This window comes from Vibrio sp. 1167, assembly GCF_033340375.1.
Taxonomy (GTDB): Bacteria; Pseudomonadota; Gammaproteobacteria; order Enterobacterales; family Vibrionaceae; genus Vibrio; species Vibrio alginolyticus.
In genome coordinates, this window is sequence record NZ_JAWOWK010000003.1 from 274896 (window position 1) to 300230 (window position 25335).

General features: G+C 44.2%; 24 protein-coding genes, 2 pseudogenes and 1 riboswitch. Of the genes and pseudogenes, 4 read left to right on the forward strand and 22 right to left on the reverse strand.

Annotated features, from left to right (window positions below; translation table 11 throughout):
* Positions 1–15 precede the first annotated feature (15 nt).
* The 6 genes from R7Z78_RS08050 to R7Z78_RS08075 form a co-directional block, all read right to left on the reverse strand.
* Positions 16–1671: a phosphoethanolamine transferase gene (locus R7Z78_RS08050; RefSeq protein WP_104976246.1), complete on the reverse strand. Its 1656-nt coding sequence runs from the start codon at positions 1669–1671 to the stop codon at positions 16–18.
* A 21-nt stretch (positions 1672–1692) separates the two neighbouring features.
* On the reverse strand, positions 1693–2049 hold the full coding sequence (locus R7Z78_RS08055) for a diacylglycerol kinase (protein WP_017635149.1): 357 nt from the start codon (positions 2047–2049) through the stop codon (positions 1693–1695).
* 127 nt (positions 2050–2176) lie between these two features.
* A complete protein-coding gene (locus R7Z78_RS08060; protein ID WP_053304549.1) occupies positions 2177–2569 on the reverse strand; it encodes a hypothetical protein in 393 nt (130 codons plus the stop codon).
* Positions 2570–2688: 119 nt separating this feature from the next.
* Positions 2689–3987 (reverse strand): ATP-binding protein, encoded by a 1299-nt coding sequence (locus R7Z78_RS08065; protein ID WP_005373675.1) that lies wholly within the window; start codon positions 3985–3987, stop codon positions 2689–2691.
* Positions 3987–4700, reverse strand: coding sequence for a response regulator (locus R7Z78_RS08070; protein WP_005373673.1), 714 nt, complete (start codon positions 4698–4700; stop codon positions 3987–3989). The genes R7Z78_RS08065 and R7Z78_RS08070 overlap by 1 nt, the downstream gene beginning before the upstream one ends.
* A gap of 213 nt (positions 4701–4913) precedes the next feature.
* Positions 4914–5204 carry an isoamylase early set domain-containing protein gene (locus R7Z78_RS08075; RefSeq protein WP_104976244.1) on the reverse strand — a complete coding sequence of 97 codons (291 nt, stop codon included), beginning with the start codon at positions 5202–5204 and terminating at the stop codon, positions 4914–4916.
* Positions 5205–5482: 278 nt separating this feature from the next.
* Here R7Z78_RS08075 and R7Z78_RS08080 point away from each other — a divergent pair, with 278 nt between their 5' ends.
* On the forward strand, positions 5483–5863 hold the full coding sequence (locus R7Z78_RS08080) for a hypothetical protein (protein WP_033906356.1): 381 nt from the start codon (positions 5483–5485) through the stop codon (positions 5861–5863).
* Between the two features lie 83 nt (positions 5864–5946).
* On the forward strand, positions 5947–6546 hold the full coding sequence (locus R7Z78_RS08085) for a thiol:disulfide interchange protein DsbA/DsbL (protein ID WP_005373667.1): 600 nt from the start codon (positions 5947–5949) through the stop codon (positions 6544–6546).
* Positions 6547–6616: 70 nt separating this feature from the next.
* Here R7Z78_RS08085 and R7Z78_RS08090 read toward each other — a convergent pair whose 3' ends face one another.
* From R7Z78_RS08090 to R7Z78_RS08155, 14 genes are all read right to left on the reverse strand, one after another.
* A complete protein-coding gene (locus R7Z78_RS08090; protein ID WP_033906357.1) occupies positions 6617–6862 on the reverse strand; it encodes a hypothetical protein in 246 nt (81 codons plus the stop codon).
* A 152-nt stretch (positions 6863–7014) separates the two neighbouring features.
* A complete protein-coding gene (locus tag R7Z78_RS08095) occupies positions 7015–7458 on the reverse strand; it encodes a DUF3429 domain-containing protein (RefSeq protein WP_005373660.1) in 444 nt (147 codons plus the stop codon).
* A gap of 10 nt (positions 7459–7468) precedes the next feature.
* Complete coding sequence (locus R7Z78_RS08100; RefSeq protein ID WP_025767949.1) at positions 7469–8014, reverse strand: glutathione peroxidase; 546 nt, start codon at positions 8012–8014, stop codon at positions 7469–7471.
* 105 nt (positions 8015–8119) lie between these two features.
* Positions 8120–8776 carry a 3,4-dihydroxy-2-butanone-4-phosphate synthase gene (gene ribB / locus R7Z78_RS08105; RefSeq protein ID WP_005373655.1) on the reverse strand — a complete coding sequence of 219 codons (657 nt, stop codon included), beginning with the start codon at positions 8774–8776 and terminating at the stop codon, positions 8120–8122.
* Positions 8777–8889: 113 nt separating this feature from the next.
* Positions 8890–9030, reverse strand: a riboswitch (FMN riboswitch).
* 104 nt (positions 9031–9134) lie between these two features.
* On the reverse strand, positions 9135–9752 hold the full coding sequence (locus R7Z78_RS08110) for a cob(I)alamin adenolsyltransferase/cobinamide ATP-dependent adenolsyltransferase (protein ID WP_005385580.1): 618 nt from the start codon (positions 9750–9752) through the stop codon (positions 9135–9137).
* Positions 9753–9868: 116 nt separating this feature from the next.
* Positions 9869–11722, reverse strand: coding sequence for an MFS transporter (locus tag R7Z78_RS08115; RefSeq protein ID WP_104976243.1), 1854 nt, complete (start codon positions 11720–11722; stop codon positions 9869–9871).
* Between the two features lie 146 nt (positions 11723–11868).
* Positions 11869–12627 carry a helix-turn-helix domain-containing protein gene (locus R7Z78_RS08120; protein ID WP_104976242.1) on the reverse strand — a complete coding sequence of 253 codons (759 nt, stop codon included), beginning with the start codon at positions 12625–12627 and terminating at the stop codon, positions 11869–11871.
* Complete coding sequence (locus tag R7Z78_RS08125) at positions 12628–13266, reverse strand: HD domain-containing protein (protein ID WP_017819864.1); 639 nt, start codon at positions 13264–13266, stop codon at positions 12628–12630. It abuts the gene before it with no gap.
* A gap of 248 nt (positions 13267–13514) precedes the next feature.
* A complete protein-coding gene (locus tag R7Z78_RS08130; protein WP_104976241.1) occupies positions 13515–14792 on the reverse strand; it encodes a cytosine deaminase in 1278 nt (425 codons plus the stop codon).
* A 9-nt stretch (positions 14793–14801) separates the two neighbouring features.
* The gene (codB, locus tag R7Z78_RS08135; RefSeq protein WP_047101164.1) at positions 14802–16040 is read right to left on the reverse strand and encodes a cytosine permease; all 1239 of its coding nucleotides are present in this window, start codon (positions 16038–16040) and stop codon (positions 14802–14804) included.
* A gap of 805 nt (positions 16041–16845) precedes the next feature.
* Positions 16846–18192, reverse strand: coding sequence for a magnesium transporter (locus R7Z78_RS08140; RefSeq protein WP_104976240.1), 1347 nt, complete (start codon positions 18190–18192; stop codon positions 16846–16848).
* Positions 18193–18304: 112 nt separating this feature from the next.
* Positions 18305–19627, reverse strand: a complete 1323-nt coding sequence (locus tag R7Z78_RS08145) for an ABC1 kinase family protein (protein WP_104976239.1) — start codon at positions 19625–19627, stop codon at positions 18305–18307.
* Positions 19628–19728: 101 nt separating this feature from the next.
* Complete coding sequence (locus R7Z78_RS08150) at positions 19729–20952, reverse strand: HlyD family secretion protein (protein WP_104976238.1); 1224 nt, start codon at positions 20950–20952, stop codon at positions 19729–19731.
* Entirely contained in the window at positions 20952–21278 is a 327-nt protein-coding gene (locus R7Z78_RS08155) for an MFS transporter (RefSeq protein ID WP_005442452.1), read from the reverse strand. Before R7Z78_RS08155 ends, R7Z78_RS08150 begins: the two co-directional genes overlap by 1 nt.
* 107 nt (positions 21279–21385) lie before the next feature.
* On the opposite strand from R7Z78_RS08155, the gene R7Z78_RS08160 reads away from it, so the two are divergent.
* A complete protein-coding gene (locus tag R7Z78_RS08160; RefSeq protein ID WP_104976237.1) occupies positions 21386–22387 on the forward strand; it encodes an AraC family transcriptional regulator in 1002 nt (333 codons plus the stop codon).
* A gap of 91 nt (positions 22388–22478) precedes the next feature.
* Here the strand turns inward: R7Z78_RS08160 and R7Z78_RS08165 are convergent.
* Both R7Z78_RS08165 and R7Z78_RS08170 read right to left on the reverse strand, forming a co-directional pair.
* Positions 22479–23168: pseudogene (locus R7Z78_RS08165) on the reverse strand (hypothetical protein).
* Positions 23169–23180: 12 nt separating this feature from the next.
* Positions 23181–24722, reverse strand: coding sequence for a hypothetical protein (locus R7Z78_RS08170; protein ID WP_031777160.1), 1542 nt, complete (start codon positions 24720–24722; stop codon positions 23181–23183).
* A gap of 421 nt (positions 24723–25143) precedes the next feature.
* Here R7Z78_RS08170 and R7Z78_RS08175 point away from each other — a divergent pair.
* Positions 25144–25323, forward strand: a pseudogene (locus R7Z78_RS08175) (transposase); the annotation flags it as partial.
* Positions 25324–25335 lie beyond the last annotated feature (12 nt).

Sequence of the window (25335 nt, forward strand, 5' to 3'; positions counted from 1 at the left end):
GCTTTATTGAATGATTTAGGAAACGGCTCGGCAGGCTTTGAATATATCTAACTTGCTATCGTAGGCTTGAGTTTGTACATCCATAATGCCTAATAAAGAGTGGAACACGTTATCATGTGAGTATTGGCCTGCATTCTGTGCTTGTATATACAAACAGTCGGTATTGATCTGCTTCGCTTGTTTAAAGCCCGAAGACAGCCACATAATCAAAGGAACGCGTTTTTGGAAATCTGGTGCAAGGCCATAAGGCATACCACGTAAGAACAATCCGTTTTCGCCTAGTGACTCACCGTGATCCGATATGTAAATTAGCGCGGTATTATACTCAGACTCTAACGCTTTAAGTTTTTTGATGGTTTCTGCCAATACAAGATCGGTGTAGCGTATTGTATTGTCATATGTGTTCACTATTTGTTCGATGCTACAGTTTTCGATATCTGCACGTGGACAGTCTGGTTTAAAGAAGGCGTTGTCTCTTGGGTAACGCTGAAAGTAGGTCGGACCGTGGCTTCCTATAAGGTGCATGGCGACCACTCGGTTACCGTGCATATCCGCGACTTCCTGATCAAAATGATCTAATAGCGCCATGTCGTAACAAGTTTGGCCATTACACATAGGGCTTACTTGCTTTCGATCCACTTCGATTTTCTTGATCTTGTGGGCTACTTCTTTATCCCCACCGTCATTTTCTTTCCAAATGAGGTCAACCCCGGCGCGCTGCATTATATCGAGAGCATTGTCCTGGTTATCCGCTTTGGCGCGTTCAAACTCGTTTCGCGTGAGCTGTGAAAACATACAAGGCACAGATACAGCAGTCGCGGTGCCACAAGACGCGACGTCTTGAAATGAGATAACATCCAGTTTACTAGTATAAGGGTTTGTCTCTCGTGTATAGCCATTGAGTTGGTAGTTCTGAGTTCGAGCGGTTTCTCCTACGACAAAAACCAGTAGTGTTGGTTTGCTCTGTGCTTGCTGTACGGCGCTATTTGACTGCTTTGCATCTGTGCCGATTTCTCGATATGGCTCTGGCGTGGTGAAATATTTTTCCTTCACATACCCGGTCGCGCTGTAAACGAACTGGGTGGGTATGATGATTTTTTTTAGGTGGCTATTGTTGCGCCCTACAGATGCGTAGTCTTGATAGTACACGCTGGCAATGACGGCGATGACAGCTAGCGACGACAGCATCGATACTAATTTGGTAACAGAGAAGTACAGTAATTGGTGACGTTGAGATTGCAGCTTGACCTTAAAGACAATTATCGCTGGGATAACTCCCATAATCAGCGTCCAAATTACAGAGTGAGCACTCAGGTAAGAACTCGCCTCGCTCGAATCGGTTTCAACAATATTGGCAATCATTCCAGAATCGAAAAGTGTGCCATAGTTATAGCTTGCGTAGCTCACCATACTTGAAACAATAATTAAAATTATAAAGAACGGCTTGCCGATCCAAGGCCAACTAAATAAATTAAAAAGGAAATTGAGCGCGGCAAGAAAGAAAATTGGTATTGTGATAATAAATCCAATTTTGACATTATCTAAGTGTGTAAAGATGCCGATCAGTTCTTTATAAATAGGGATATTTACGACGAGAGCGAAATACAGCGCCAACAGGAAAGTAAAGGTAACGTAAGAGATACCTCTCTGTTGTAAATCATGTGTCTTCATAATGAGTGTCTTGAATAAAAATTAGAGCAAGAACGAAGCCCAAATAAAAAGGGCAAGAGTTAACGCAACAAATACTGCTGCTGAGCCAATATCTTTGGCTCTACCACTGAGCTCGTGCCAGTCATCGCTAACACGGTCGACAACCGCTTCTACGGCGGAATTAATGAGTTCGACGATCAATACCAAGAACAGGCTACTGATCATCAGCACTCTTTCATATGTGGTGACAGGAAGGAAAAAAGCACAGACGGAAAGCACCAAGGCGAGAATCAATTCTTGTCTAAAAGCGGCTTCGTGTGTCCATGCGGCTTTCAATCCTTGAAATGAATAGCCGGTCGCATCCATGACACGGCGTATACCTGTTTTACCTGGCTTCAAAATATGACCTTACTATTTAAGCATTGGGATGGAACACATATCCCAGAGAGGTAACGAGATTAATCGTTACAGCGTGAAACATTTGTGAATAGAATCCATCGCGCGATAATTTAAGAAAAGTGCTTATTTAATCAAGATCGTAGACGGTATAGCCTTTGTTCTGGAGACATTTACGCAATACGAGAGATTGGGTTTTGGTTGAATCATTTGTTCCACTCAAAGCACCAGCTCCAGCTCCTACAGCTCCGCCGGCAGCAGCACCGACAGCCGCTCCACCTAATCCGTCTTCTAGCGCACCAGCAGCTGCGCCGATCAATGCGCCTGTAACCGCCCCATTAGTGGCTTCAGATTTCGCTGCCTCTGATTTGTCGACATTTTCTGCATAGCCTTGGCAGTAAAGAAAGTCTTGTTCATATGTACTAGGGTCGACATTGGTCATGTCGACGACAGGTTTTTGATTGTAGGCGCAAGCTGTAAGCGTAGGAGTAAGCGCCATAATCAGGATAAAAGATTTATACATGAGTACTATCCATTTAGTGTGTGAATCTTATGGATTAAATGTACACTGTTTTATTGTTGGGCTCTGTCGCTTGAGTGTATTGAAGTGTCGTCTTCTGTAAATGGGGTAGGAAGGTTAAGTTAACTGTCTGATTTTTTGAGGCTAAGTGTGAAGCAAGCTCCTCCAAGTGGGCTATGGCAAATCGAAACTTCTCCACGTTGAAGCTCCATTATCTGTCTGACAATCGCCAAGCCGAGCCCAAACCCGCTCGTCTTTTTGTTGCGAGATTCATCCGCACTGTAAAATGGTTCGAATAGATGAGGCCAATGCTTTTCTTCAATACCTATGCCATCATCATGAACATTGATGAAGCAGCGGTGCTGATCGTGTTTTATCTCTACTAAAATCTGCTTATCCGCGTACCGCATTGCATTGCGCAGCAAGTTATCTAAGGCTCGCTTTAACAATTTTGGGTCAGCAAACGCGAGAACGTTTTCTGAGTTTACTTCTTGAAGCGAGATAGCGAGCGTAGTCTCTTTTTGCCATCTCTGTCGTAATTCTTTGACTAAGTTGAATAGGACGACTTCTTCTTGAGTTTGTAATGCTGTGTCAGGACGCTCCATCTTTGCGTAGTAAAGCAATTCTTCAACCATTTCTTCCATCTCGTCAATGTCTTCGACGATACTGTAAACATACTTTTTCTGTTGTTCAGTTAAGGTTGAATCCGATAACAAATCTGCTTGCCATTGTAAGCGGAAGATTGGGGTACGCAATTCATGTGCAACGGCGTTAGTTAGCATTTTATTGCTAGTGATCAAGCGAGATACTTTATCGGCCATCGTGTTAAAGCTTTTGTTTAACGTCCCAACAGACTTAGCGCTTGAGGTACTAGCTCGAGCCTTGAAGTTACCTGAGGCAAACTCAACGGTCACTCTCTCTAGCTCTCGAATCCGACGGCTTAAGAACCAGATCAACAATATGCAATACAGAGCAAATCCAGCTAAAAAGAACAACCAAACGATATTGTCATCAAAGTTGGCAGCTTTAACCACAGGACTATTCGGATTATCGCTCATTTTAAAGATAGGCGTGCTCGCATCTAGGCGGAACCAGATATCCCTTTCTTCATCGTAAGCGACGTTAACGGAGGTATCACTTTCAAACGCCTTTTTGATGTCTGTTGGAAGCTCTTCAAGCGTATGAGGCACCAACAAACGATGGCTTGATGTGGCAAATTGTTCCAACTGTTGTTGAGTATATTCTAATCCGTGTTCTTTATAGATAGGGTAGATCAGATCGTGAAAAGCTTGACCCTCATGCTCTTGTAATAGGTAGTCATAATCTGTGTTGATCTCATAAACTAAGAACTCGTATCCCCACAAGCTAGCCATAAACAGAATGATAAGGCCAACAAAGCTTTCCAGATAAATCCGTCTCATTATTCATTCCATGCATCAGGCATAAATAGGTAGCCTTTGCCGCGAACGGTAATGATTTTTTGTGGTGAGCAAGAAGCATCGCCTAGCTTCTTTCTCAGTGTCACTATGCGATTATCAATGGTGCGGTCTGTTCCATCGTATTCAATACCACGTAGTGTTTTGGTCAGCCACTCACGTGATAGTGTTTTTTCAGCATGCGTAGCAAGAACCCACAACAAATCGAACTCGCCGTCTGTCAGCGCAATTTCTTCTTGGTTCATTACGCACGATTTACGCAATCGGTTTAAACACAGAACACCAATTTGTAGGCCGTTTTCGGACTCGGTAGGCGCCGCCTCTTTTCTTCTTAATAGCATGCGAATACGAGCCAGCAATACGCGAGGTTTGATGGGTTTAGTAACAAAGTCATCTGCGCCTATTTCTAATGCGGCGACATGATCGAAGTCATCATCACTTGCTGTCAGCATCAACACTTTGCCTTTGTAGCATTCTCGGATTTGACGACATACACTCAGACCATCTTGCCCGGGTAGCATCAAATCTAACAGCACCACGTCTGGTTGTGTGTCAATAATCGCATTGGGTGCGTCCGTCCCATTGTCGATACATTTGACCTGAAAACCTTGTTCAACAAAATACTCTCCCAACATAGTTTGTAATTTGGGATCGTCTTCCACAATGATTAGAGATGGTTTGATTTGTTGTGCGTTCATTTAAGTGATGTATACAATATTTAATATCAATGGAACTTAAACAAATTTACGAATTATTTCAAATAAAGCTTTCTCAGAATAAGGTTATCGGATGAGTTAACTGGATAAAATTGCCAATTAATGATTTAAATCTAATCACCAATCACATTTCGAGAGATGTAAAAAGGCGCAACGTTTGCGCCTAGGTATGGAATCTTAAAGCGAAATTACCGCTTATTCGGTGGTACATACGACGCTGTTGTCGCTGCCAAATGCATTTGGAACGTAAGCATCAGCTTGTGGGTCATTTTCCCACTTCGCGTCATCGAGCAAGTAACGGAACTGAACATTCCGCGCTTTAGGTAAGCGGGTTTTAAATTTAAACTGACGCTTCACTAATTTCATCGGTTCTGGCTGCCAGTTGTTGAAGTCTCCAGCAATTTGGACAGAGTCCCACTGATCTTTATCTAGCTCGAACGTGACTTCGACTTCATCTTTTGTCTTAAAGAATCTTTTTTTAAGCATTGATCTTTCCTTGTTCGTACAAAAACTGTTCTAACTATTACTCGTGTTTCATAATGATTTCAAGTTTTATAGAATTGTTGCTGGTATCTGATGAGGGGAGTATCCGAACGGTGAATAGCTCGTTGTGCTGGTTTCGTGTACTGAGGGAGCGTTAGAGAGAAAATTCACTAGCCTAAAATAGTCAAAGAACAGAGTTTGTTAGCGAGCCGAGAGTCCGTATCTTGAAGTCAAACCGTTATCATGTATTATCTTAAATCACCATTTTCCTTGATGTAGCTATGTTGAAGTTTAACCGTACATTGTTGACTGCGATAGTTTGCTTAGTTGCTATGCTTTTGAGTAGTGTCGCTCCTGTGGCGCAGGCTTCCGCTCCGATGAAAACAATTGAAGTACGCGATCTTATTGTTCAACAGGCTGCTCTGCACAAACAACTTGGCGTCAACGACGACTGCGTAGAATCACATCACGATGAGTCAGCCATCAATAAGGCACAACAATCTCACACGAGTTGTAGCTCTTCCTGCATGGTCAAAATTCCCGCCAACTTATCTCAAAACGACTTACTGCTTCTTCCTTATAGCCTTGCCTTGATTGGTAGGCCTCTAGTCGAAAAAGTAGTGACTGTGATCACCAAGCTTTATCGTCCTCCGATTGTTTAATTCCTCATCTCAAATTACTTGGGGTTTACCCCTTTTTACCAAATGAAATGATTTGGCATTTGAATGCCACAAGGAAATAAACAATGAAAAAACTACTTGCCTTATGTAGTGCACTTTTACTGACTTTTACCGCTCATGCAGCGCAATTTGAAGAAGGGAAGCACTACAAAGTTCTGGATGTTAAGAAAGCATCGAAACCTGTTGTGACGGAATTCTTTTCTTTTTATTGCCCACATTGCTACAAGTTTGAGTCGCTTATTGAGCGTTTAAAACCTGCTCTGCCAAAAGAGGCAAAGTTTGAAAAGGTACATGTGGGGTTCATGGGCGGAGATATGGCGATTCCGATGGCCAAGTCCTACGCGACGATGGTGTCGCTCGGGGTTGAAGATACAATGATTCCTGCCATGTTTGCCCAAATTCATCAAAAGCGACAAGCGCCAAAAGACGAAGCTGAGCTGAAACAACTCTTCGTTGATAATGGCGTAGAAGGTAAGAAGTTTGATGCGGCTTACAACAGTTTCGCCGTAAACTCAATGCAGAAAGGTTTTGATAAGCAATTCTCTGCTAGCACGTTGAGAGGGGTTCCGGGTGTGGTTGTGAACAATAAATACATTGTTTTGGCCAACGAAATTCGTACTTACGACGAGTACAATCAATTAGTTAATTACTTATTGACGCTGTAACTATAAATAGCATTGAAGCTTAAAAATGGCGACGGTAGAGTCGCCATTTTTTATGCTTATCACTTTCGTATTATCTAAGAACGCTTGTACATGCTTGAGCCGGAACACTAGTCATAAATATGGCATGCGGATAAAACAAGCTAGCAGCAGTGATTGCAACATTACATGGCTGAGCAATCGTGGTTTTAATCACATTGGTAAGCACAGCGCCTGTATTATTTACTGTTTGAGCGGCGGCTTGTTGTGCCTGGTAAGACACGCAACCTGTCGTTGCATTGATCATCGCAGTGCTAAACAAAAGTTTGCGAAAAAACATATTCATATCCTTTGTGAATGCTTTGAATTACTTATATGTGGATTGATTCATAAATGAAACAAAACAGTGTTCAAAATATGTGTGCATTCACGAAATGAACATTGTTTTATAAAAAGACGTTTTTTTGTGATCTTAGTACTGGACAGACCAGGTTATGAAACTAAAGCTAATCCGTGCATTACGATTACGCCGAAGGTCAGTTTGCTCCTCATTCCTTGATATCCCTTGGGCTCGGCGTCTTGTTCGACTTTCCTCACGAGCTTTTCTGCATACCAAACAGCAAGATACCCAATTGCTAAGAGTAGGGTAGCGACCGCGTAATGTTTGTGGCCCTGCAGTAATGCACCCCAAGCCAGTAAGACAAAAAGGTTGCTGAGAATTAATATATTTCGGCTAAGGCGATGGTAGTAATGCTCAATGCCATTACCCCAAAGGATGCCGGATAAAAAACTTAATATAACGGCGCTATATGCGATGAAAAATTGCTGACCACTTAAATTGAAGAGTGAGATGTCAGCGAAAATCAGCCCTAAACTAAACACAAATGGAACTAGGCCTAAGTAACCGAGTTGTAGCATGGTTGAGCGTGTTGTCATGGTCGTCACCTTATAATTGTTGCTCTATCATATTGGTAAGCGTAGTACTTGTCGGTGATGTGGAGCTTGGAAAAGTCGCAATAACTTTACCTTCAGAGCTAATTAGAAACTTGTAGAAGTTCCATTTTGGTTTTATGCCTGCTTGGTTAGTAATCTGGTTGAAGACTGGATTCGCATCTACACCTAATACTGAAGAGCGAGCCATCATTGGAAAGGTTACCCCGTAATCGAGATAACAGACTTTCGCTGTGTTTGTTTCGCTTCCTCTATCTTGTCGAAAGTCATTGCTCGGGAAACCGATAACGGTGAAGTTTTGGTCTTTGTAAGTTTGATAGAGGGTTTCTAACTGTTCGAACTGAGGAGTGAAGCCGCACTGGCTTGCTGTATTGACGACTAGTAGTGTCTTTCCCTTAAAGCTTTCGCATAGATCGACTTCTTCCGTTGAGTTTAACAACCTTTGCTTACCTTGAAGAATATCAGGGCACTCAGATGCAAGAGCAAGCGAATTCATGGAGAGAAAGCTAACAAGAGCGGCGAAGTTCAGTAATCCTTTCATGGTGTTGTTCCCCTTGTTTTCAATAAGTATAACTACTTAAGTGCAAAGAGGATCGATCAAAAAAGCCGCACAAATGCGCGGCTTTTTTCTAGAGCTGAGATCTGACTATGCCAGTTTCAACTCGAACTGGTTCAGGTACATTACCATGTCTTCAATCGTCAGTACCGGCATGTTGTGCAGGCGACCGAATGCTACGATCTCCGGTGCCTTTGCCATCGTGCCATCTGGATTGGTCACTTCACACAGTACGCCAGCGGGTTGAAGCCCTGCCATTTGCATCAGATCAATCGTACCTTCTGTGTGACCACGGCGAGTCATTACACCACCTGGACGTGCGCGCAGAGGGAATACGTGACCCGGGCGAGCAAGATCTTCCGGTTTTGCGTGCGGGTTTGCCGCCGTTTTAATGGTCGTTACGCGGTCTGCTGCTGAAACACCCGTTGTTACACCAACTTTCGCTTCAATAGAAACCGTAAATGCGGTTTGGTTTGCACTGTTGTTGTTTACCACCATTGGAGGCAGTTCCAGTTTGTCTGCTTGAGCATCTGTTAAGCACAAACAAACGATGCCGCTACATTCGCGGATCATCAATGCCATTTGCTCGTTAGTGAGGTGCTCGACTGAATAAATGATATCGCCTTCGTTTTCGCGATCTTCATCATCAAGAAGCAGTACGCCACGGCCTTCTTTTAAAGCGATAAGTGCGTTTTCAACGCGAGTAATTGGGTCGCCGAATTCGGCAAGTAGTGATGACTGATTCATGGTTAACTCCTAAATTTCACCAGAATCAGGGCGGTATGAGAGATCGCCGTAAAATACGATCAAAAAGAAGTGCACCAGCATTCTTAGCGATCTGACTCGCTATGCTGGTGTATTCTTATTCTCTTTCATCCGGACTATAACCGTCGGCTCTGGCATCTCACCAGATCTGCTGACCTCGACGAATCGAGCGCTCGCGGGCTCACTTGAAAAAGTATACCGCCGGTGGGGAATTTCGCCCCGCCCTGAGAACAATTAAAAATGTACCACTTCATCCAAGTTGTGAAGAAGTGGAGCTAGGATAGTACTGCGAACTGAATAGCTTGGAAAGTCGATTCCATCTGTATGATGGAAAAGTGTGCTATCGACGGAAATAATCTGTGCGAATAAAGTGATCAATCTGCTGCGGCACGAAGGTGTTGTAAATCAGGCTCGTATGCGTTTGCTTCACTTCGATATGATCTTGCATACCGTCCAGTCTTGTCTCTTCTACGGTAACGGTACCGTCCGACATGGTGTTGTCATTACGGATCAACAATGGGCGAGCACCAATCGGCATCGTTCCTGCGATACTGCCGAGTTTTTGAGGGAGATCCCAAGCGTCATCATGTTTGTTTAATCCGTGGTGTGGCGAATTGCCTAAAATTGCACCCAATCCGAGATCTTGAATTCGGCCTACAATGGACGCGCCTTTAAGAGGCGAACCGATAGCGACAACATGAGAGATTAAGTTAGTGCTCGGTTTTCTGTTGGCGAGATAGCGCTTAATCATCAAGCCTCCCAAGCTGTGTCCCACGAGGACGTTTGTGGTCAGTGGATTAAGCGAATGATCAATAGAATCAAACAGTGAAGACTCATCGATAGCAACAGTGTTATAGCTGAGTACTTGCGTTTCGTATCCGAGTTTTCTCAGCTTTTGGCTAAGAGGCTGCATGACCAGCCCATGCATATAAAGACCATGTAAGATGATGATTTTCATAATACCTCCTAGATTTATGACGTCGTAATATCCTACTCTAATTGACAAGAAACTACTTGTGCTTTGTGGTGCATATTTACGTTTTGCTGCAAAGTTTGACTGCTGTAGCAAGCGACTCAGCCCAGTAAATCCTGTACTTGTTGTTGCAATTGATGACGATTTAAAGACGCAGGACTTAACACTTCACCGATTACAACATCCACTTTTGACCAAAAACGAGTCGGTCGTTTTGTGAGAGCATGTCCGCCTTTGTGGCTGAAAAAAGAACCCCAAAGCCCTTTTAACGCCATAGGGATGACAGGAACAGGGTTACGTTCAAGGATTTTTTCCACACCAGGGCGAAACTCACCCAATTGACCGTTAGACGTTAAACGACCCTCAGGGAAGATACAGACAACCTCACCGTCGTTAAGTGCTTGTTCAATCTGTTCAAATGCTCGTCGGTAAGTGTCGGCACACTTACGTGGAGAACAGATCGGGATAACACCGGCATGACGGAATACATATTTAAGAACAGGTAGCTCGCTGATGGACTTGTCCATCACAAAACGAACCGGGCGAGTAGAGGTTCCCATCAAAATCAATGCATCGACATAGCTAACATGGTTAGCCACGATTAACGCAGCACCTTGTTCAGGAATATGTTGGCGCCCCTTTACGGACACACGATACATACAATGGCTGAGTAAATAACTGATAAAGCGTTGTGTGAATTCCGGTACTTGACGATAGACATAGATTGCCACGAAGAAGTTACCTATTGCCATCATGACAAACAGTTCCACAATAGAAAGCTCTAGTACGCTGAGTACAACGATCGAAACCAAAGCAGACACCACCATAAACAACGCATTCATGATGTTGTTAGCAGCAATGGCACGTGCACACTCCCCTTTGTTTGAACGCGATTGGATGAACGCATAAAGAGGAACAATAAAGACACCGCCGCTTACACCAACAAGGAACAGGTCAATCATGACGCGTAGATGTTTTGATTCAGCAACGAAGCTTTGAACATCATAAAAGTGCACCGGAAGTGATGGATAACTTGGGACTGCCCATAGCAAGTCGACGCCAAAGACTGTCAGACCAAGGATACCGAATGGCAAAATACCAAGCTCAACGTGGTTGAAAGAGAGCTTTTCACACAACCAAGAGCCTGTCGCGATACCAATGGAAAACAATGCCAACAGTAAAGAAACGACAGTGCTATCTGCGAACAAATGTTCGCGTGCGAAGTTAGGGAATTGAGTTAGGTAAGTCGCACCCATGAACCAGAACCAACTGATGGCAAGAATAGACATCCAGATGCCTCTCTGCTTTTTTGCCACTTTTAACGTGTTCTTTAAACCAGAAATCGGTTCAAATTTCGCTTTGTCATTTGATTGGCTAGGCATCGCTGGAATATTCACGCTGCTCATGAACCCAAGCAAAGACAAGGCAATCACGGTACAAGAAGCAATCAAGGTACCATTAGGAATGGCTAGCAGCAGGCCTGCGCTAAGCGTACCTATAAGAATCGAAAGAAACGTGCCCATTTCAACCCAAGCATTTCCTTTAACAAGCTCATTTGGTTTGAGCGCTTGTGGTAGCAAGGCGTATTTCACGGGACCAAAATAGGCCGATTGAGTGCCTGTCATAAACAGCAGAACCAGCATCAGCATGGCACTTTGGGTGGCAATAGCGGTTGCTGCGCAAGACATGATAGCTAGTTCGATGAGCTTTAGACGTCGGATTAATTTGGCTTTGTCCATGCTGTCAGCGACGGCACCAGCATGCGCTGAGAATAGAAAGAAAGGTAGGATGAATAAGCCTGCCGCCAAATTAACGAATAGATTGACAGATATTGGTAGGTTATCAATTTGGCTGTATGTCACCATCAATAACAGAACGTTTTTGTAGATGTTGTCATTGAGTGCGCCAAGGCATTGCGTCACAAAGTAAGGAAAAAAGCGTTTTGAGAAAAACATACGGGCCCCGATTAAACAAAGTCGAATGAGATGGGAGCACTTTATGCTCAATGAACGATTAAACCAGCTTTCTCTTTCAAGTGACGTTGTATGCCACCAAAAGTAACGAAATTCGTTACTTTTATTTCCATTTGTTTATTGAGTTACTAATTGCGAGACTTATTGGTGAGTTTTCTTTCCCATGGTTCAAATAAAGGGAACGTCCAGCGACGCATCGCAATAATCAGAGAGGTGCCGTGTTTTTCGTCCATATCGAGAGAGCTATCACTTTGGCAAGCCTGATAAAACTCATCGATGACCTTTTGCAGTTTCTGTTGTAGCTTCTTGTTGCTTGGTACACTCATCAGTCCTGTTGCCATGGAGAACTTTTCATCTTCACCAGAAAAGTAGCTTTGGAAAAAGGCGTCTTGAACTTGCTGTTGGAAGAACCGTTGAATAGGGCCGCCCATCTGCCACTTAAATGTCGGAGATATACGCAAACGAATTTTGTTATTTGGCTGCAAGTCGATGATGTTCAGACGATCCAAATGAGCAAGCTTTTGCACCAGTTCAAACTCATTGAAGGTGTATTGCTGAACGATTTGCTCAAACTGATAGCCATTTACAACACAGATTGCCACGAGTAGCAGGGCTTTATCATCAACCAACTGCTTTTCTTGCTCTAACGTTAGCGACTCCAGACCTTTATTGTGCGCAGCCGCGAGCTTAAATAGTTCCGCCATTTCTAAACCAATCAATTGGCAAATGCGTTCTAAGCGTTCAAGACTAATGTGTTGACCTTCAGCGAGTAAACGTTTGACGCTTCCTTCACTTAAATCAAGGTGTTGTGCAACATCGGCATAATGCAGCCCAGCTAACTTTAGTTGGCGTTTAAGCTCTTTAATTAACGTATAGCTCTCTGACATTTACGCTGTTACCTCGTCGTGTAACTGCTCTAGGTACGTTTGCATAAAGGTTTTGCGTTTTTGCGCTTCGCGTCTTGCTGACTCTGTGTTCATGGTTTCAGCGATTTTGAATAACTTGGTTTGAAAGTGATCCAGAGTGAATTGTTTATCGTTAAGTTCACGTTCTTCGGCAAATATATCGCTGTCGTTGTAAAGTTGCGCGTTAAATTGAGTGCTGACTTGAATGCATCGCGTCACGCCAATTGCGCCTAAAGCGTCCAGACGGTCGGCATCTTGGACGATTTTGGCTTCCAACGTATTTGGCCTGATGTTTGCGCTAAAGCTGTGTGCCTCTATCGCATGAGCAATGGCATCATGATATTGCTGCGGATAATCGATACTCTCTAAAAATGCGACCGCTTTTTTCGCTGCGATGATTGAGCTCTCTTTGCGATTTGGGTGATCTTTCGGGTAAGTAAAGCAATCATGCAAATAGGCAGCCGGTAATACAATCGCGATGTCTGCATTTTCTTCTTTGCAGAGCTGTTTCGCTGTTTTGACCACGCGTTTTACGTGTTTAAGATCATGAGCTGCATCTACTTGCATCTCTTGCTGCATAAATTCCAAAAATTGCGGTTCTATCTGGCTTAATGACGTCATGGTTCATATCTACAACTAAAATGAAGTCAGAAGTATGCCCAACGCTTAGAATAATTTCCAAGTGCGATGGTGTAATTGAGATTCAGCCACCAGAACCTTGTGCAACGTTTGGTACTGAGCCGTTTTATATGGCCTTTCAATGTGTTCAGTGGTTTATGAGACAAGAATAGACAGAGCGAGCAGTGATGTTTACCAGTAGAAAAAAGGCCTGATGATGTCGTCAGGCCTTTTTCGTTTCGCCGATCTTTCTAGCGTTTGAACGTTACTTGCTCTGCTTGTTCAAGATGAATATGAGTTGTCGCAGGCTGTGTTTCTGCAATCACTTTACCGTGACGAACAGAGTAACGAACCGGCACTTGGCGACGTACTGCGTCAAAACCATTTTCTGCGGGAAGAATCAGTAAACTACCTAGTTTGCCTTCTTCAATGCCGTGCTTATCTTGAATGTTCAGTGTACGTGCTGAATTGGTGCTGATCAGATCCAGTGAGTTGTTGATTTGGTCGTAACCCATCACCTGGCACACGTGCAGACCCATATGCAGCACTTGCAGCATGTTTGCAGTGCCTAGTGGGTACCAAGGGTCAAATACATCATCGTGTCCAAAGCAGACGTTGATGTTGGCATTCAGCATCTCTTTCACTCGTGTTACGCCGCGACGTTTTGGGTAATCATCAAAACGGCCTTGTAAGTGAATGTTCACCAATGGATTTGCCACGAAGTTGATACCGGACATGCGTAATAAACGGAACAGGCGAGATGCGTATGCACCGTTGTAGGAACCCATCGCTGTGGTGTGACTGGCCGTGACTTTATTCCCCATATCAAACTTGTGCGCTAATGCTGCCAGTGTTTCAACGAAGCGAGATTGTTCGTCATCGATTTCATCACAATGCACGTCGATCAGACGGTCGTATTTTTGCGCTAATTCGAACACGTAGTGCAGCGATTCAATGCCATATTCGCGTGTGAATTCAAAGTGTGGAATCGCGCCAATCACGTCCGCACCTAATTTGACGGCTTCTTCTAGCAGCTCTTTGCCATTTGGGTAAGAGAGAATTCCTTCCTGCGGGAAGGCGACGATTTGGATATCTACCCATTCTTTCATCTCTTCACGCACTTCTACCATCGCTTTTAGGGCAATTAGGGTAGGGTCTGAAACATCGACGTGGGTACGAACGTGTTGTACGCCGTTTGCTATCTGCCATTTTAAGGTTTGTTTTGCGCGCGCTTTCACGTCTTCAATCGACAGCATTTCTTTGCGCTCAGCCCAACGTTCAATACCCTCAAACAATGTGCCAGAGATGTTCCAGCTAGGCTCGCCTGCGGTTTGAGTTGTATCTAAGTGAATGTGTGGCTCGCAGAAAGGCGCAACCGCCATACCGCCTTCAGCATCGATGATGTCACCGTTATGACTAAGCTCCACATCGTTGCTTTCAATGCGCTTGAATTGACCATCTTCAATCAAAATTTGCTGCAGACCTTCTTGTCCTTTTAGCGTTACGTTTTTGATCAGTAGTGTTGTCATGATGGTTCCTTACGCTGGCTGTGTAGCCAGTGCTTTTTTGTTAAGAATAGGATTAAGAATCAGGAAGCTAATTGCGCCGCCAAGTACAGCGTTAATCGGCACTACGCCAGGCAGGAAGTGTCCCGCACCAACGCCAATCACGACAGCTATAATGCCAGCCCAGTTAACGTTTTGGAATTGGGCGGCTTCAAAGTTTGCGTAGCGTTTACGGTTCGTGAAGAAGTCAGCGATGATCACACCGCCAATCGGTGGAATTGCCAACGATAAGAAGGTCAGCCAGCCAACAAAGTTATTGTAGAGCCAGAGAGCGCAAAGTGTGCCAACAAGACCGTTCGCCATTGAGATGTATTTACTTGGTAAGCCTGTGATGTTGGAAAATCCAAGACCCGATGCGTAGAGCGCGTTGTCGTTGGTCGTCCAGATGTTCAAGCCAAGAACGATGATAGCTGGAATAAGAAGACCTTGCGCGATCATCACTTCAGAAATGTCTGATTGACCCGTCACCGACGCACCTGCCGCGCCAAAGATAAACATTAACGAGTTACCGATGAAAAATGCCACCATGGTGATCATCACGGCGCTGCGCGGCTTTTTACCAAAGCGTACGAAATCCGCCGTTAATGTACCAGCACTGACAAAAGAGCCGACAACCATCGCGAGAGCTATTGAAAAATCGAGTGGCTCGGTTGGTTGAACTTGTTGTAGTTCGCCAATACCACCAACGCTATTTACTGCCTCGATGACAGAGTAGCCGCCAAGTAGTGCAATGGCAGGAACGGCGATTGCTGACAACACCATCAGTGCGGAGATGCCAAAGTAAACGGTCGCGGTCATGAGCAAACCGGAGACGAGGATCAAAGTATTGGTATCGATGCCCGTTGCTTTGTGCACCGGAATCGCAAACATCGCGACACCAACTCCAAACCACCCAACTTGAGTACCGCCAAGAAGAGCAGAAGGAAGCCAAGAGCCTTTAGAACCAAAAGAGAAACGAGCAAGAAGGTGAGTAGAGAGACCAGTAGAAGCGCCGATGTAACCGAGGAAAGAAGTGTAAATACCGAGGATTAGGTTACCGATGAGAACAGCGAGGAAAAAATCATTAAAGGAGAGCCCAGTACCGAGAGAACCCCCAGTCCACATACTTGCGGAGAAAAAAGTGAGTCCTAACATCACCATGGTTAGTGACGCCACGCCTTTTCTGGCCGTGTTGGGAACTGGTCCAAGACTGTAGTTATTGTCTCCAGCCATTATTACCTCCGCACATTTAAACATTAAATTATAGCACCTGATTTTCAGGCAAACGGCGCGTATTATCGTGATGTAAATTTAATAGTCAATGATAAAATTGCAATTTAAACGTTTGCTTAGTTTTTTGTGTTTGTTTTTTCCTTTAATAACAATGGCTTAGTTTTTAATTTGTAAAATTGAAAAGATTGGTTTTACGTATTTTTTATGATTTATAGACAGGTTTTCTATGTAAAATGAATGTTTTGAATTGCTATTTGTTTTTATGGATTAAATTTATCTATAACTCTGGATTGTTCAGTCGATTTCTATGAAAAGAAAACGTTTTCATGATGAGATTTTTGGTTTGGACGTTATTTGTTCTTTTCTTGGGTGTGCTTTCTTGGTTTTATTTTGTGTAGGTGATTTATTTTTGTTGAAACTAGTATTTCTAATGGTTTAGTGGGCAAATATTTGAATTTTATAAACAGTAAACAATCTGTTGTGGGCAAAAAAAGTACAACCGAGCTCGGTCAGAGGATGAGAGAGCAATAGCCACATAAAAAAATAGCCAACCGCAAAGAGTGCGATTGGCTTATATACATGTGAACAAAATCAAGTTCACTAACAACGTCAGTTGGCTAGGTGACCCTCGGCTTAAGAAGGGTCGATTTATATAATGCAGTTACTGTGCCAACTTTAATATGCCCTAAAATACGTAGTTTCTGTGACATGCGTTGCTTAAAGTTTGAGTATGTTTGCAATTTGCAACTGCGTTATGCAATTTGACTCTATTATGCTAATGATTGATTAATAAACAATGAACCTTTTAAAGCATGACTAAACTCGCCGTTCCTAAAAAGGCGAAAAAACCAACGACATCTGTCACTGTTGTTAGAATCACCGAGCCAGCCAAAGCGGGGTCCAATTTAAACTTATCCAGAATAATGGGAATCAGCACACCAAATAAAGTTGCGGTAATAATATTGACGATAATGGCGAGCGCGATGGTTCCCCCTAGAACCGGAGATTGAAACCACAATCCGGCGAGCCCGCCGATGATTAACGCCCAAGCAATGCCGTTCAGAGAGCCAATACCCAACTCATTTTTCAAAAGCTTGAAGCGGTTACCTGGGGTGATCTGATTAAGCGCCATCGCACGAATCATTAGAGTGAGCGTTTGGCTGCCAGCAATGCCCCCCATGGATGCAACAATTGGCATGAGCACCGCCAAAGCCACTACCTGAGCAATTACATCTTCAAATAGTCCGATAGTGACAGACGCCAAAATCGCAGTAAGCAAATTGATGCCTAACCAAACACCGCGCTTATGCGAGCTTTTTAATACTGGCGCAAACAAGTCATCGCCTTCATCCATACCTGTACCGGCCATCAAACGTGCTTCGTAGATTTCACGCTGTGTACTCAATGCAAACTGCCAATCGACTTCACCGATCAGTGTTTGGTCTGCATCAGTTACAGGGAGAGCGGGCAGTGTGCTGTGTTCTAATGCCTCTACCGCTTCAGGAAGCATCATTTTACTGTCTAGCACCGTCACAGCCTCAATAACGAGTGTTTTTAAGCGAGTATCGGGGTCACCACGCAAGATATCGAAGTAGTTGACCGTTCCACGATACTGTTTATTACGATTAATCAGATACACCTGTTGAGGCGTGTCGTAGCTATAGCGCTCCATTAACTGCTTAGCTGTCCCAATCGTAATGTTGAAGGGCAGGGTGATGATCTTACGTTCAGCCCAGTGGCCGAGTTCTTCATCAGCATACTCGTTTGCTTGATCGTAAAGTTCCAACTCATCTTTTTCTATCAACGAGAGCGCTTCGTTGATGATCGACTCTGGCAACGAATCGGCCCATTCGATGAGCGACAAGTTGTCGAGTTTAGCGAGAGTGAGCTTTAGCTCGACTTCAGATAACGCATTGATGATAGAGAAACGTACGTCCGCACGCATTTCCGTTAACACGTCGATATGTAGCTCTAGTGGTAAAGCTCGCCATAAGCGAACACGATCGTCGATTGGAAATGCTTCTAGAATCAGGGCAACCGCGCCGGGCTCGAGGCCCGCTTCAATAGATTCATTGAGCGTTGCGACTTGATCCGCTTCTTCGGCTTGGCCAATTTGCTGGATTAGAGTGGAGAGATCTTGAAACTTGCTCACCGAGTACCCCGATAGTTAATTCGTTTTATGGAAGTATGGCATGTTATTGAGATGCACAACTATGCATCTTAACCTTGCTCAAGGTACTTGAAAGTAACAGAAAAACAATAGGCTATTCGCTGTTGATGGTGAGATATGGCTGTACCAATTGGCGAATGTTCACTTTTGCGCCAATACGGGCTGCCAGCAAGTACATTCCGCCGATTTTTCTGTGTAAAAATAGGGCATCTGCTGGTGGAGTATGCCAGTATTCTTGCTCCATGCTTAGAATGGTGCCAGCCTCGCGAAGCTTTTGTGCTAAGCCGCTGACTTTGAAATCATAGGGCTCATCGACCAACATAGGTTCACATGCCATTTTCACTAGATCGAGAATCGCTTGGCGTTGGTCTGGAAGGATGGTTTGGCTGAAGAAGCCTATTTGTTCAAGCGCATTATTCAAGCCTTGTTCGTCATTGTTAACGACAGATGCGAAAGCTTGGCGATAACCAGTGCTGAACCGCTCGCTGTACTCGCGAGTGGCCCCGAAATCTAGCAAGCCGATTTGACGAGTGTTTTCGATATATAAGTAGTTGGCGAAATTTGGGTCGGTTTGTACCATCTTAAATTCGAACAGCTCTCGAAACAGTAATTCGAGTAGGCTGTGCATGACAAAATCTCGCGTACTCTGATCATAATGTTCGATTTGCTCAATCGGACTGCCATCAATGAATTCCATCGCGAGAACGGAGTCTGAGCAACTTTCAGTATGAATCTTGGGCACCACAAAATGAGGGTGCTCCTTCAAAGCGTCATGATAACGAATGGCAAATTGTGCCTCTCGTGCGTAATCGGCCTCGTCATGTAGCTGCTTTTTCGCTTCTTCGAGCAATCCTTTGTAGTCGACAGACTCGGGAATCAACCCAACGACCTTGAGCAGTGTACCGACATTATCGACGTCGCTATCGATACTTTTCCGTATGCCCGGATATTGCACTTTGACGGCTAGGTTATCGCCCGCATCGCTGTAGGCTTGGTGCACTTGTCCTATTGATGCACTGGCGATTGGTTTGAAGTTAAATGACAGAAACTCAGCTTTCCAATTCGTTCCTAGCGAACTTTCCATTACTGCGTTGAGTTGTTTTGCAGGCATTGGGTCTGCGTTGGAACGAAGACGGGAAAGAATATCGGCGAGTTCAGGTTCTAAAACATCACCAGCATCCATTGATAGCATTTGTCCAAGCTTCATTGCAGCGCCACGTAGGTGAGCAAGTTGGTCGGTTAAACGCGCGATGTTCTGTGGCGTCAGCAAGAGGTCTTTCGCTTTTGGTTTGTTGCCTTTGGCTATCTGCTTCGTGCCTTCTGCAATCACATTGCCTGCGACACGGGTAGCAAGTGAAGCGAACTTGCTGAATCTTGAGATGCGATGTGTAGGTAGGCTTCTTTCCTTTGCCGACATGAATCTTCTCCGCTATTTACTAACTAATTGTTATACGGGAAAAGGATATGTTTGGATACAAATGAAAAGAAAACCGCCAGCGTAACTGGCGGTTTGCGAGTTTAGATAGAGTAGAAGAAGTACAGTTGAGACTTCATTCGGATGATGATCCCGCGAATCACATCTAAGAAGGCCATGAAGCCTATCGGTTTTTCACCGCTGACCCATGCGAGGCCAACAGAGCCAACAGGGATGTCGTAGCCTTCTGGCTCATCAATCTTAAGACGAACAAAGTGGTGTTTGTTCTGTAAGTTCTTTCCAGTGGTGACACGTACGGAATCATCGAAACCCAGTAGATTACCTTGTGACTCACCTGTTGCTTCAACAATGCCTTCGACGGTCGCTGAGAAGATCTTACCTGGGTAAACGGACGAAGAGAATTCCGCTGGCTGACCCGGTTTGATGTTACGAATCGCTTGGTGGTTCACTCGCATCAGTACGTACTTCTCGTTGGTGTACATATTGATACGCGGCATTGCTGATACACGCTGGCCTTCACGCAAGATAAAGTTAGTCACAAAGCCATCACTAGGTGCATGCACTTTGGTGCTGTTCAAATCCCATTGTGCTTTTGCAATTTGCTCTTCCGCTTGACGCAATTCAGCCTGTTTCGTTTCAACCGCTAACTCCGCTTTATGAATCGCCAGCTTTGCACGTGAGATATCGACTTGTTTCTTTTTGATTTGAGACTCAAGAGTCAACACATTGTGGCGAGCCATGTCTACTGTGCTCGACTGTTTGTCGATGTCGCTTTCCGTGATGGTGTTTTGCACCACTCGGTTTTGCTCAACATAACGATCTAGCATCTTTTTCTGCAATTTGTAGTCAACTTTCGCGGCTTCTAATTGGCTCTTTGATGTTTCCAGATCTTGCACTAGCGCTTCGTGGTTAGCTTCTTCAATCTCGATGTCGCCTTTTGCTGTCGCTAGTGCGACGCGAGCAGAATCAGCGGATACGTTCGCTTGATTTAATGCAATTTCGTATTGCGTTGGGTCAAGTTCATAAATGAGCTGACCTTTTTCAACTTGTTGATTCGGCTTGATGTAAATGTGGTCAACTTTGCCTTTCACGTTCGTTGAATCTGGACGCAATTGAACATGAGGAGATTGCACCACTGAACCGCCGGATAAATCCATCGGTGTGAAGTTAATCAGACCCACCCATACGAACATCAGCCAACCCAAACCGCCAAGATAAGCGAACGATTTGGTCGCTTTGTTCCAAGGCATGCCGATTAAACGCAGCAAATAGATGAAGAGTGCCCAAACCGCTAAACCTTCTAACATTACGCCTCCTCTTGTGGCTGTGCTTCTGTTTGCGGTTTACTTTTCCATGTATCACGCAGATTGATGATGGCTTTTTCCATATCAACGAATGCAAAGATCACGGCTAGCACCCAAACCCAGTGCCAGACAAACCCTATCCAGGTCAGCGCAGTGATGAGCCCTATCTGATGATGGTCTTTGCTGTGTGCTTTATTGATAGGTAATTCATGGATTTTCCAAAAGCCGTAACACGCGCCCGCGACACTCGCGATTAAAACGACAGCAGCGACAACATGTAACGCCGTATCTGCGCCTGTACCGACAAATGGGACACTCAGTAAACTCATTAAACGCTCCTCTATCAAAATGTTGGCGTATTGTGATCTGAATTTGATTTGCGGCTTTCTTTGTGACAGATTCAATCACTACAGGATTAAATTTGATGTGATTGGTTATGAAAACGGTTCGGTTTATTCGCGCGATGGGCATTCTAAACATGCATAACCTCGCGTTATCTAAATACAATTTGGACTCGGATGAGTTAGGGATCCCAGCATCGGTGTTTCGTAACCCAATGACACTGATCCCGCTAAAAGCCGTTGCGGAATGGTATCGTTGTGTTGAACAAGCCAGTGGTGACCCGGATGTGGTGTTGAGTCTCAGCCGAGGTATTGAACTGCAAAAGCTAGGGCCAGTGGGACGTTGGTTATTCTCCGGCAATGATTTAGCCAGTACCATTCGGCGAGTGAATTATGGTGTGAGCAACCTACAATCAGGGGCGTTTTTTGCTGGCGAACAGTCGGGTAAAATCATCAAATGGACTTACCACAACCCGTTTATAGAAATGTCAGTAAAGGTGCACGATAGTATCCGCTGTGCGGTATTTATGATTAAGGTGTTACGCGAATTTCTTGGCAAAGATTACCAGCCTTTACGTGTCAAGGTTTCAGGCTCGAGAAAAAATACTGAGAGATACCGGGAATATTTCGGCTGCGAGGTGGAATGGAGTCAGCCAAAAACAGAGATATGGATCCCGGGAGATGACCGACTAGCTTCTCGCCAAGTGAGCCATCGAGAAGACAACCGTCTAGCGATGAGTTTTTCCGATTTGGATGATTTGCTTAATATGCCCGACCCAGAAGATGAGTTGAAAGTGATTTATGAAGTGGTGAACTACAGCAGCCATTATGGATTGCCAACGTTAGAGCGCGTGTCTTCTCTGCTTGATTTATCTGAACAGCAGTTTCAACGTCGTTTGCATAAATTAGGGCTCAATTTTTCGACGGTTTCTGGCTATGTATTGAGTAATATTGCAGCTGGTTTGTTGAGTAAGCGCGTGAGTATTGATGACATTGCCACGCGCCTTGGTTACACCAATGTGGCGAGCTTCAATCGTATGTTTAAGAAACATCGTGGATTAACGCCCAAGCAGTATACGGGAAGATTAGAGAAGTAGTGCTCCACTTATCTCTATGAGTACAAGCAATAAAAGCCCTCAAAAAAGTAGAGGGCTTTGTTTTTTTGTGTGTTGTTGTTTTATGTAATGGCTATTTTTTAGGGCGCCAACTTAGTGCACTTGCAACAGCGCCGATGGCAATTACATCCTTTTTTTGTTCGCTAAGTTCAGGGAGCATCTGTACCGCAATGGTACCGTTCGTCTGCACTGCGGCAATTTCTTGTGTGCCCTCCTTAAAGCTATAACCCAATGGAATGTCTACCGCCATCATGGCGTCAGGACTAGTATGTACAGTTTCTACATTAAAGTGGGTGCTACCAATACGCACTACGCCTGTCTCTTTTTTTTCAAAGCTGATGTCGATGAGAGCCGATTTTGGCTCCATCGCAAACTCACCGACTTTTTTACCATCTTGAGTAATGTCACAGGTGTAAGGATCATTCCCACCAAAATCGACGCCCATGTAGTTAACCGACATACCGCCTCCGGTGCAGTTCAAAAGCCAAGTTTCTCCGCTGTCGATACGAGTCACTTCTGCGCCCATTGAACCTTCTTTGAAAGAGATACGGTTAAACCAACTTGAGTTAGAAGCACTGCGTGAATACTTGCCTTTGTACTTACCAGCAAAATCAAAATGGCCATCTGCACCGAATCCTCAAAAATCACCGTCGGTTTTGATCAGCATTTCTGGTTGTGCTTTTACGGCATCAGTACGATCCATGACGGCTAGGCCACCACAACCAGCAAGGAGCAAGGGAGCGAATAGAATAAGTTTCTTCATGTTTTTCATTGTTTATAGCTTGGTTACATCTAGGGTTTGGTCGGTGAATTGGATGTTCTGAATGTCGTACAACTCGTCAGTGCCTGTACTCGGGCACTCAACAGAAACGCTCTTTGCTTTGATAACAGTACATTCCGCCAGTTTGTGTGGCACGATATAGGTGTTGATACCGCCTTCACCATAAATGCTGTTGTCTTTGCTGTTGCCTTCAAAAGTATTGTTTTGATCATTACCGATCACATTCATCGCGTCGCCGCCAATGATCTTCACTTTTGTTAGCCACTGAGATTTGTAGGTGTACGCTTCTATCAAACCGTCTTTGTTGGGAGCCATACGGAAGGTAGGTACTGTGCCTGGACTTGTCTTTTCTGTGTAGAGCTTGACGCCCGCAGAGTCGATATTCGCGGTATATTGCAAGTATCCGTGGAATAAGCCACTGATCCAATCAACGGCTTGTGGATCTTGGGTTTGCATTTCTTCACGCGTTAACGCTTGGTAGCCATCTAAACCATGTCCGTTTGCTTTTGCTACACCCATGTAAGCTTCAAAAGCGGCAGCAAAATATTCGTGAGAATATGAAGGGCCCGTTTGTTTCACACTTTCAGGATCGAAGTCGTCCGATTTCCAATCGTCCCAGTCATACTGAGTAGGGCGCCACACCGTCGGTTTGCCCGATTGAATATCGTTATAGATGCTTAACGCATGAGCTTGAATGTCATTTTGCAGTGCCGCAGTCGCCGTGTTAGGTGCAATACCTTGCGCTTGGACCAAGTGTAAAATTTCTTCAAAAGCGGCGTCTCGTTCGGCTTTTTTACCAAGATTGGCGCAGTAATCGGCAAAATTACTCATGTAATGGCAATCGCCTTCAACTGTCAGTTCTCGATACATTAAAGATTGGCTATTCCTTAGCCAGTTTGGTGTTTCTTTACTAGTTACTAATGTTGACGCGATAGATGTGACAAGTGTATCCATATCATCTTCGTTAAGTACCATCATGCTTACAACAAACTTTTCTAGAGAACTAGTATCAAAAGAGTGTGCTAAGCCCGAGCTTGTAACTGCATCGTTCAATTTGCCTTGGCGAATCAGTTCGTTGATAAAGATTTTGGTTAACATCTCATCATTCTGTTCGTCGTTTTCGGTCAGCATTAGTGTGGCATCACGCTCGGCTAATGTCTTAGCGATACGAGACTTGTCAGCACCGTACTTAGAGTCTGGTTGGTTTGTGAGAAGGTGTTGGATGATTTTGGCTGCACGAAAGATTTTTTCATTATTCGCACCGTCATCAACAGCCACAATGTGAAATGTATCGTTGTTGTTTGCTTCGGAAAGGGAGATTTTCACATAGTGGGTGAAGCCCGAATCAGCAGCCACTTTTAACTTGGCCGGAAACTCTGTAGAAACGACAGTTGGGATTGTGACAGTGCTCAATGTTGGCATTGGTGGTGTTGGAGGTGTCGTTGTCGATGGTTTCGAATTAGATTCACTGCCGCCACAAGCAGTTAGACTTATCGCGCAAAATATGGCTAAAGGTGTTAATTTGGAATATCTCATTTCATGTTACTCGTAGACTTTATTAGAGCAGGAAACTTAGAAGCAACATAAAGTCCTGTCTATATAAGCAAACTAAGTCATATATGTTGATATTGTTTTTTGGTAAGACCTATTATTCGATATATTTAAAAAATATAGTGGATTTTTATTCCGAATTTTATTTTCTATGTGAAGCTATATTCTGATAATGAATAAAACCTCAGGTTATTGCATGGTTTTAGGGGTATAGAATGATTAGGATTATCGTATATGTATGGTTTGTAAGCGTATGTAAGCCTGCGTTTTATTTTCAGCCCTAAACCACCTACTTCAGTAGGTGGTTATCATCCGCTTCGGCTTTGCCTGTAAATCTACTCATGCTAAATGCATCTTTGATTTTTCCAGAATTCGAAGAGGACAAATAACATGAGTAGATACAATCAAGTTTCCTCACCTTAGGAAGAACAGGCTTTGGGGTAATCACTTTTGGCAAAGAGGCTATTTTGTCGATAGTGTTGGAATCAATGAAGAAATAATACGCCGATATGTAAGACATCAAGAGAAGCAAGAGCGAGTAGAGCAGCAGCAATTGGCGCTGGACGAAACAAAGGCCCCCTTTTAGGGGGCTCATACA

Coding starts and splice junctions, on each gene's coding strand:
- R7Z78_RS08050 (WP_104976246.1), bottom strand. CDS start 1,671: ATGAAGACACATGATTTACAACAGAGAGGTATCTCTTACGTTACCTTT.
- R7Z78_RS08060 (WP_053304549.1), bottom strand. CDS start 2,569: ATGTATAAATCTTTTATCCTGATTATGGCGCTTACTCCTACGCTTACA.
- R7Z78_RS08065 (WP_005373675.1), bottom strand. CDS start 3,987: ATGAGACGGATTTATCTGGAAAGCTTTGTTGGCCTTATCATTCTGTTT.
- R7Z78_RS08070 (WP_005373673.1), bottom strand. CDS start 4,700: ATGAACGCACAACAAATCAAACCATCTCTAATCATTGTGGAAGACGAT.
- R7Z78_RS08075 (WP_104976244.1), bottom strand. CDS start 5,204: ATGCTTAAAAAAAGATTCTTTAAGACAAAAGATGAAGTCGAAGTCACG.
- R7Z78_RS08080 (WP_033906356.1), top strand. CDS start 5,483: ATGTTGAAGTTTAACCGTACATTGTTGACTGCGATAGTTTGCTTAGTT.
- R7Z78_RS08085 (WP_005373667.1), top strand. CDS start 5,947: ATGAAAAAACTACTTGCCTTATGTAGTGCACTTTTACTGACTTTTACC.
- R7Z78_RS08090 (WP_033906357.1), bottom strand. CDS start 6,862: ATGTTTTTTCGCAAACTTTTGTTTAGCACTGCGATGATCAATGCAACG.
- R7Z78_RS08095 (WP_005373660.1), bottom strand. CDS start 7,458: ATGACAACACGCTCAACCATGCTACAACTCGGTTACTTAGGCCTAGTT.
- R7Z78_RS08100 (WP_025767949.1), bottom strand. CDS start 8,014: ATGAAAGGATTACTGAACTTCGCCGCTCTTGTTAGCTTTCTCTCCATG.
- ribB (WP_005373655.1), bottom strand. CDS start 8,776: ATGAATCAGTCATCACTACTTGCCGAATTCGGCGACCCAATTACTCGC.
- R7Z78_RS08110 (WP_005385580.1), bottom strand. CDS start 9,752: ATGAAAATCATCATCTTACATGGTCTTTATATGCATGGGCTGGTCATG.
- R7Z78_RS08115 (WP_104976243.1), bottom strand. CDS start 11,722: ATGTTTTTCTCAAAACGCTTTTTTCCTTACTTTGTGACGCAATGCCTT.
- R7Z78_RS08120 (WP_104976242.1), bottom strand. CDS start 12,627: ATGTCAGAGAGCTATACGTTAATTAAAGAGCTTAAACGCCAACTAAAG.
- R7Z78_RS08125 (WP_017819864.1), bottom strand. CDS start 13,266: ATGACGTCATTAAGCCAGATAGAACCGCAATTTTTGGAATTTATGCAG.
- R7Z78_RS08130 (WP_104976241.1), bottom strand. CDS start 14,792: ATGACAACACTACTGATCAAAAACGTAACGCTAAAAGGACAAGAAGGT.
- codB (WP_047101164.1), bottom strand. CDS start 16,040: ATGGCTGGAGACAATAACTACAGTCTTGGACCAGTTCCCAACACGGCC.
- R7Z78_RS08145 (WP_104976239.1), bottom strand. CDS start 19,627: ATGTCGGCAAAGGAAAGAAGCCTACCTACACATCGCATCTCAAGATTC.
- R7Z78_RS08150 (WP_104976238.1), bottom strand. CDS start 20,952: ATGTTAGAAGGTTTAGCGGTTTGGGCACTCTTCATCTATTTGCTGCGT.
- R7Z78_RS08155 (WP_005442452.1), bottom strand. CDS start 21,278: ATGAGTTTACTGAGTGTCCCATTTGTCGGTACAGGCGCAGATACGGCG.
- R7Z78_RS08160 (WP_104976237.1), top strand. CDS start 21,386: ATGAAAACGGTTCGGTTTATTCGCGCGATGGGCATTCTAAACATGCAT.
- R7Z78_RS08170 (WP_031777160.1), bottom strand. CDS start 24,722: ATGAGATATTCCAAATTAACACCTTTAGCCATATTTTGCGCGATAAGT.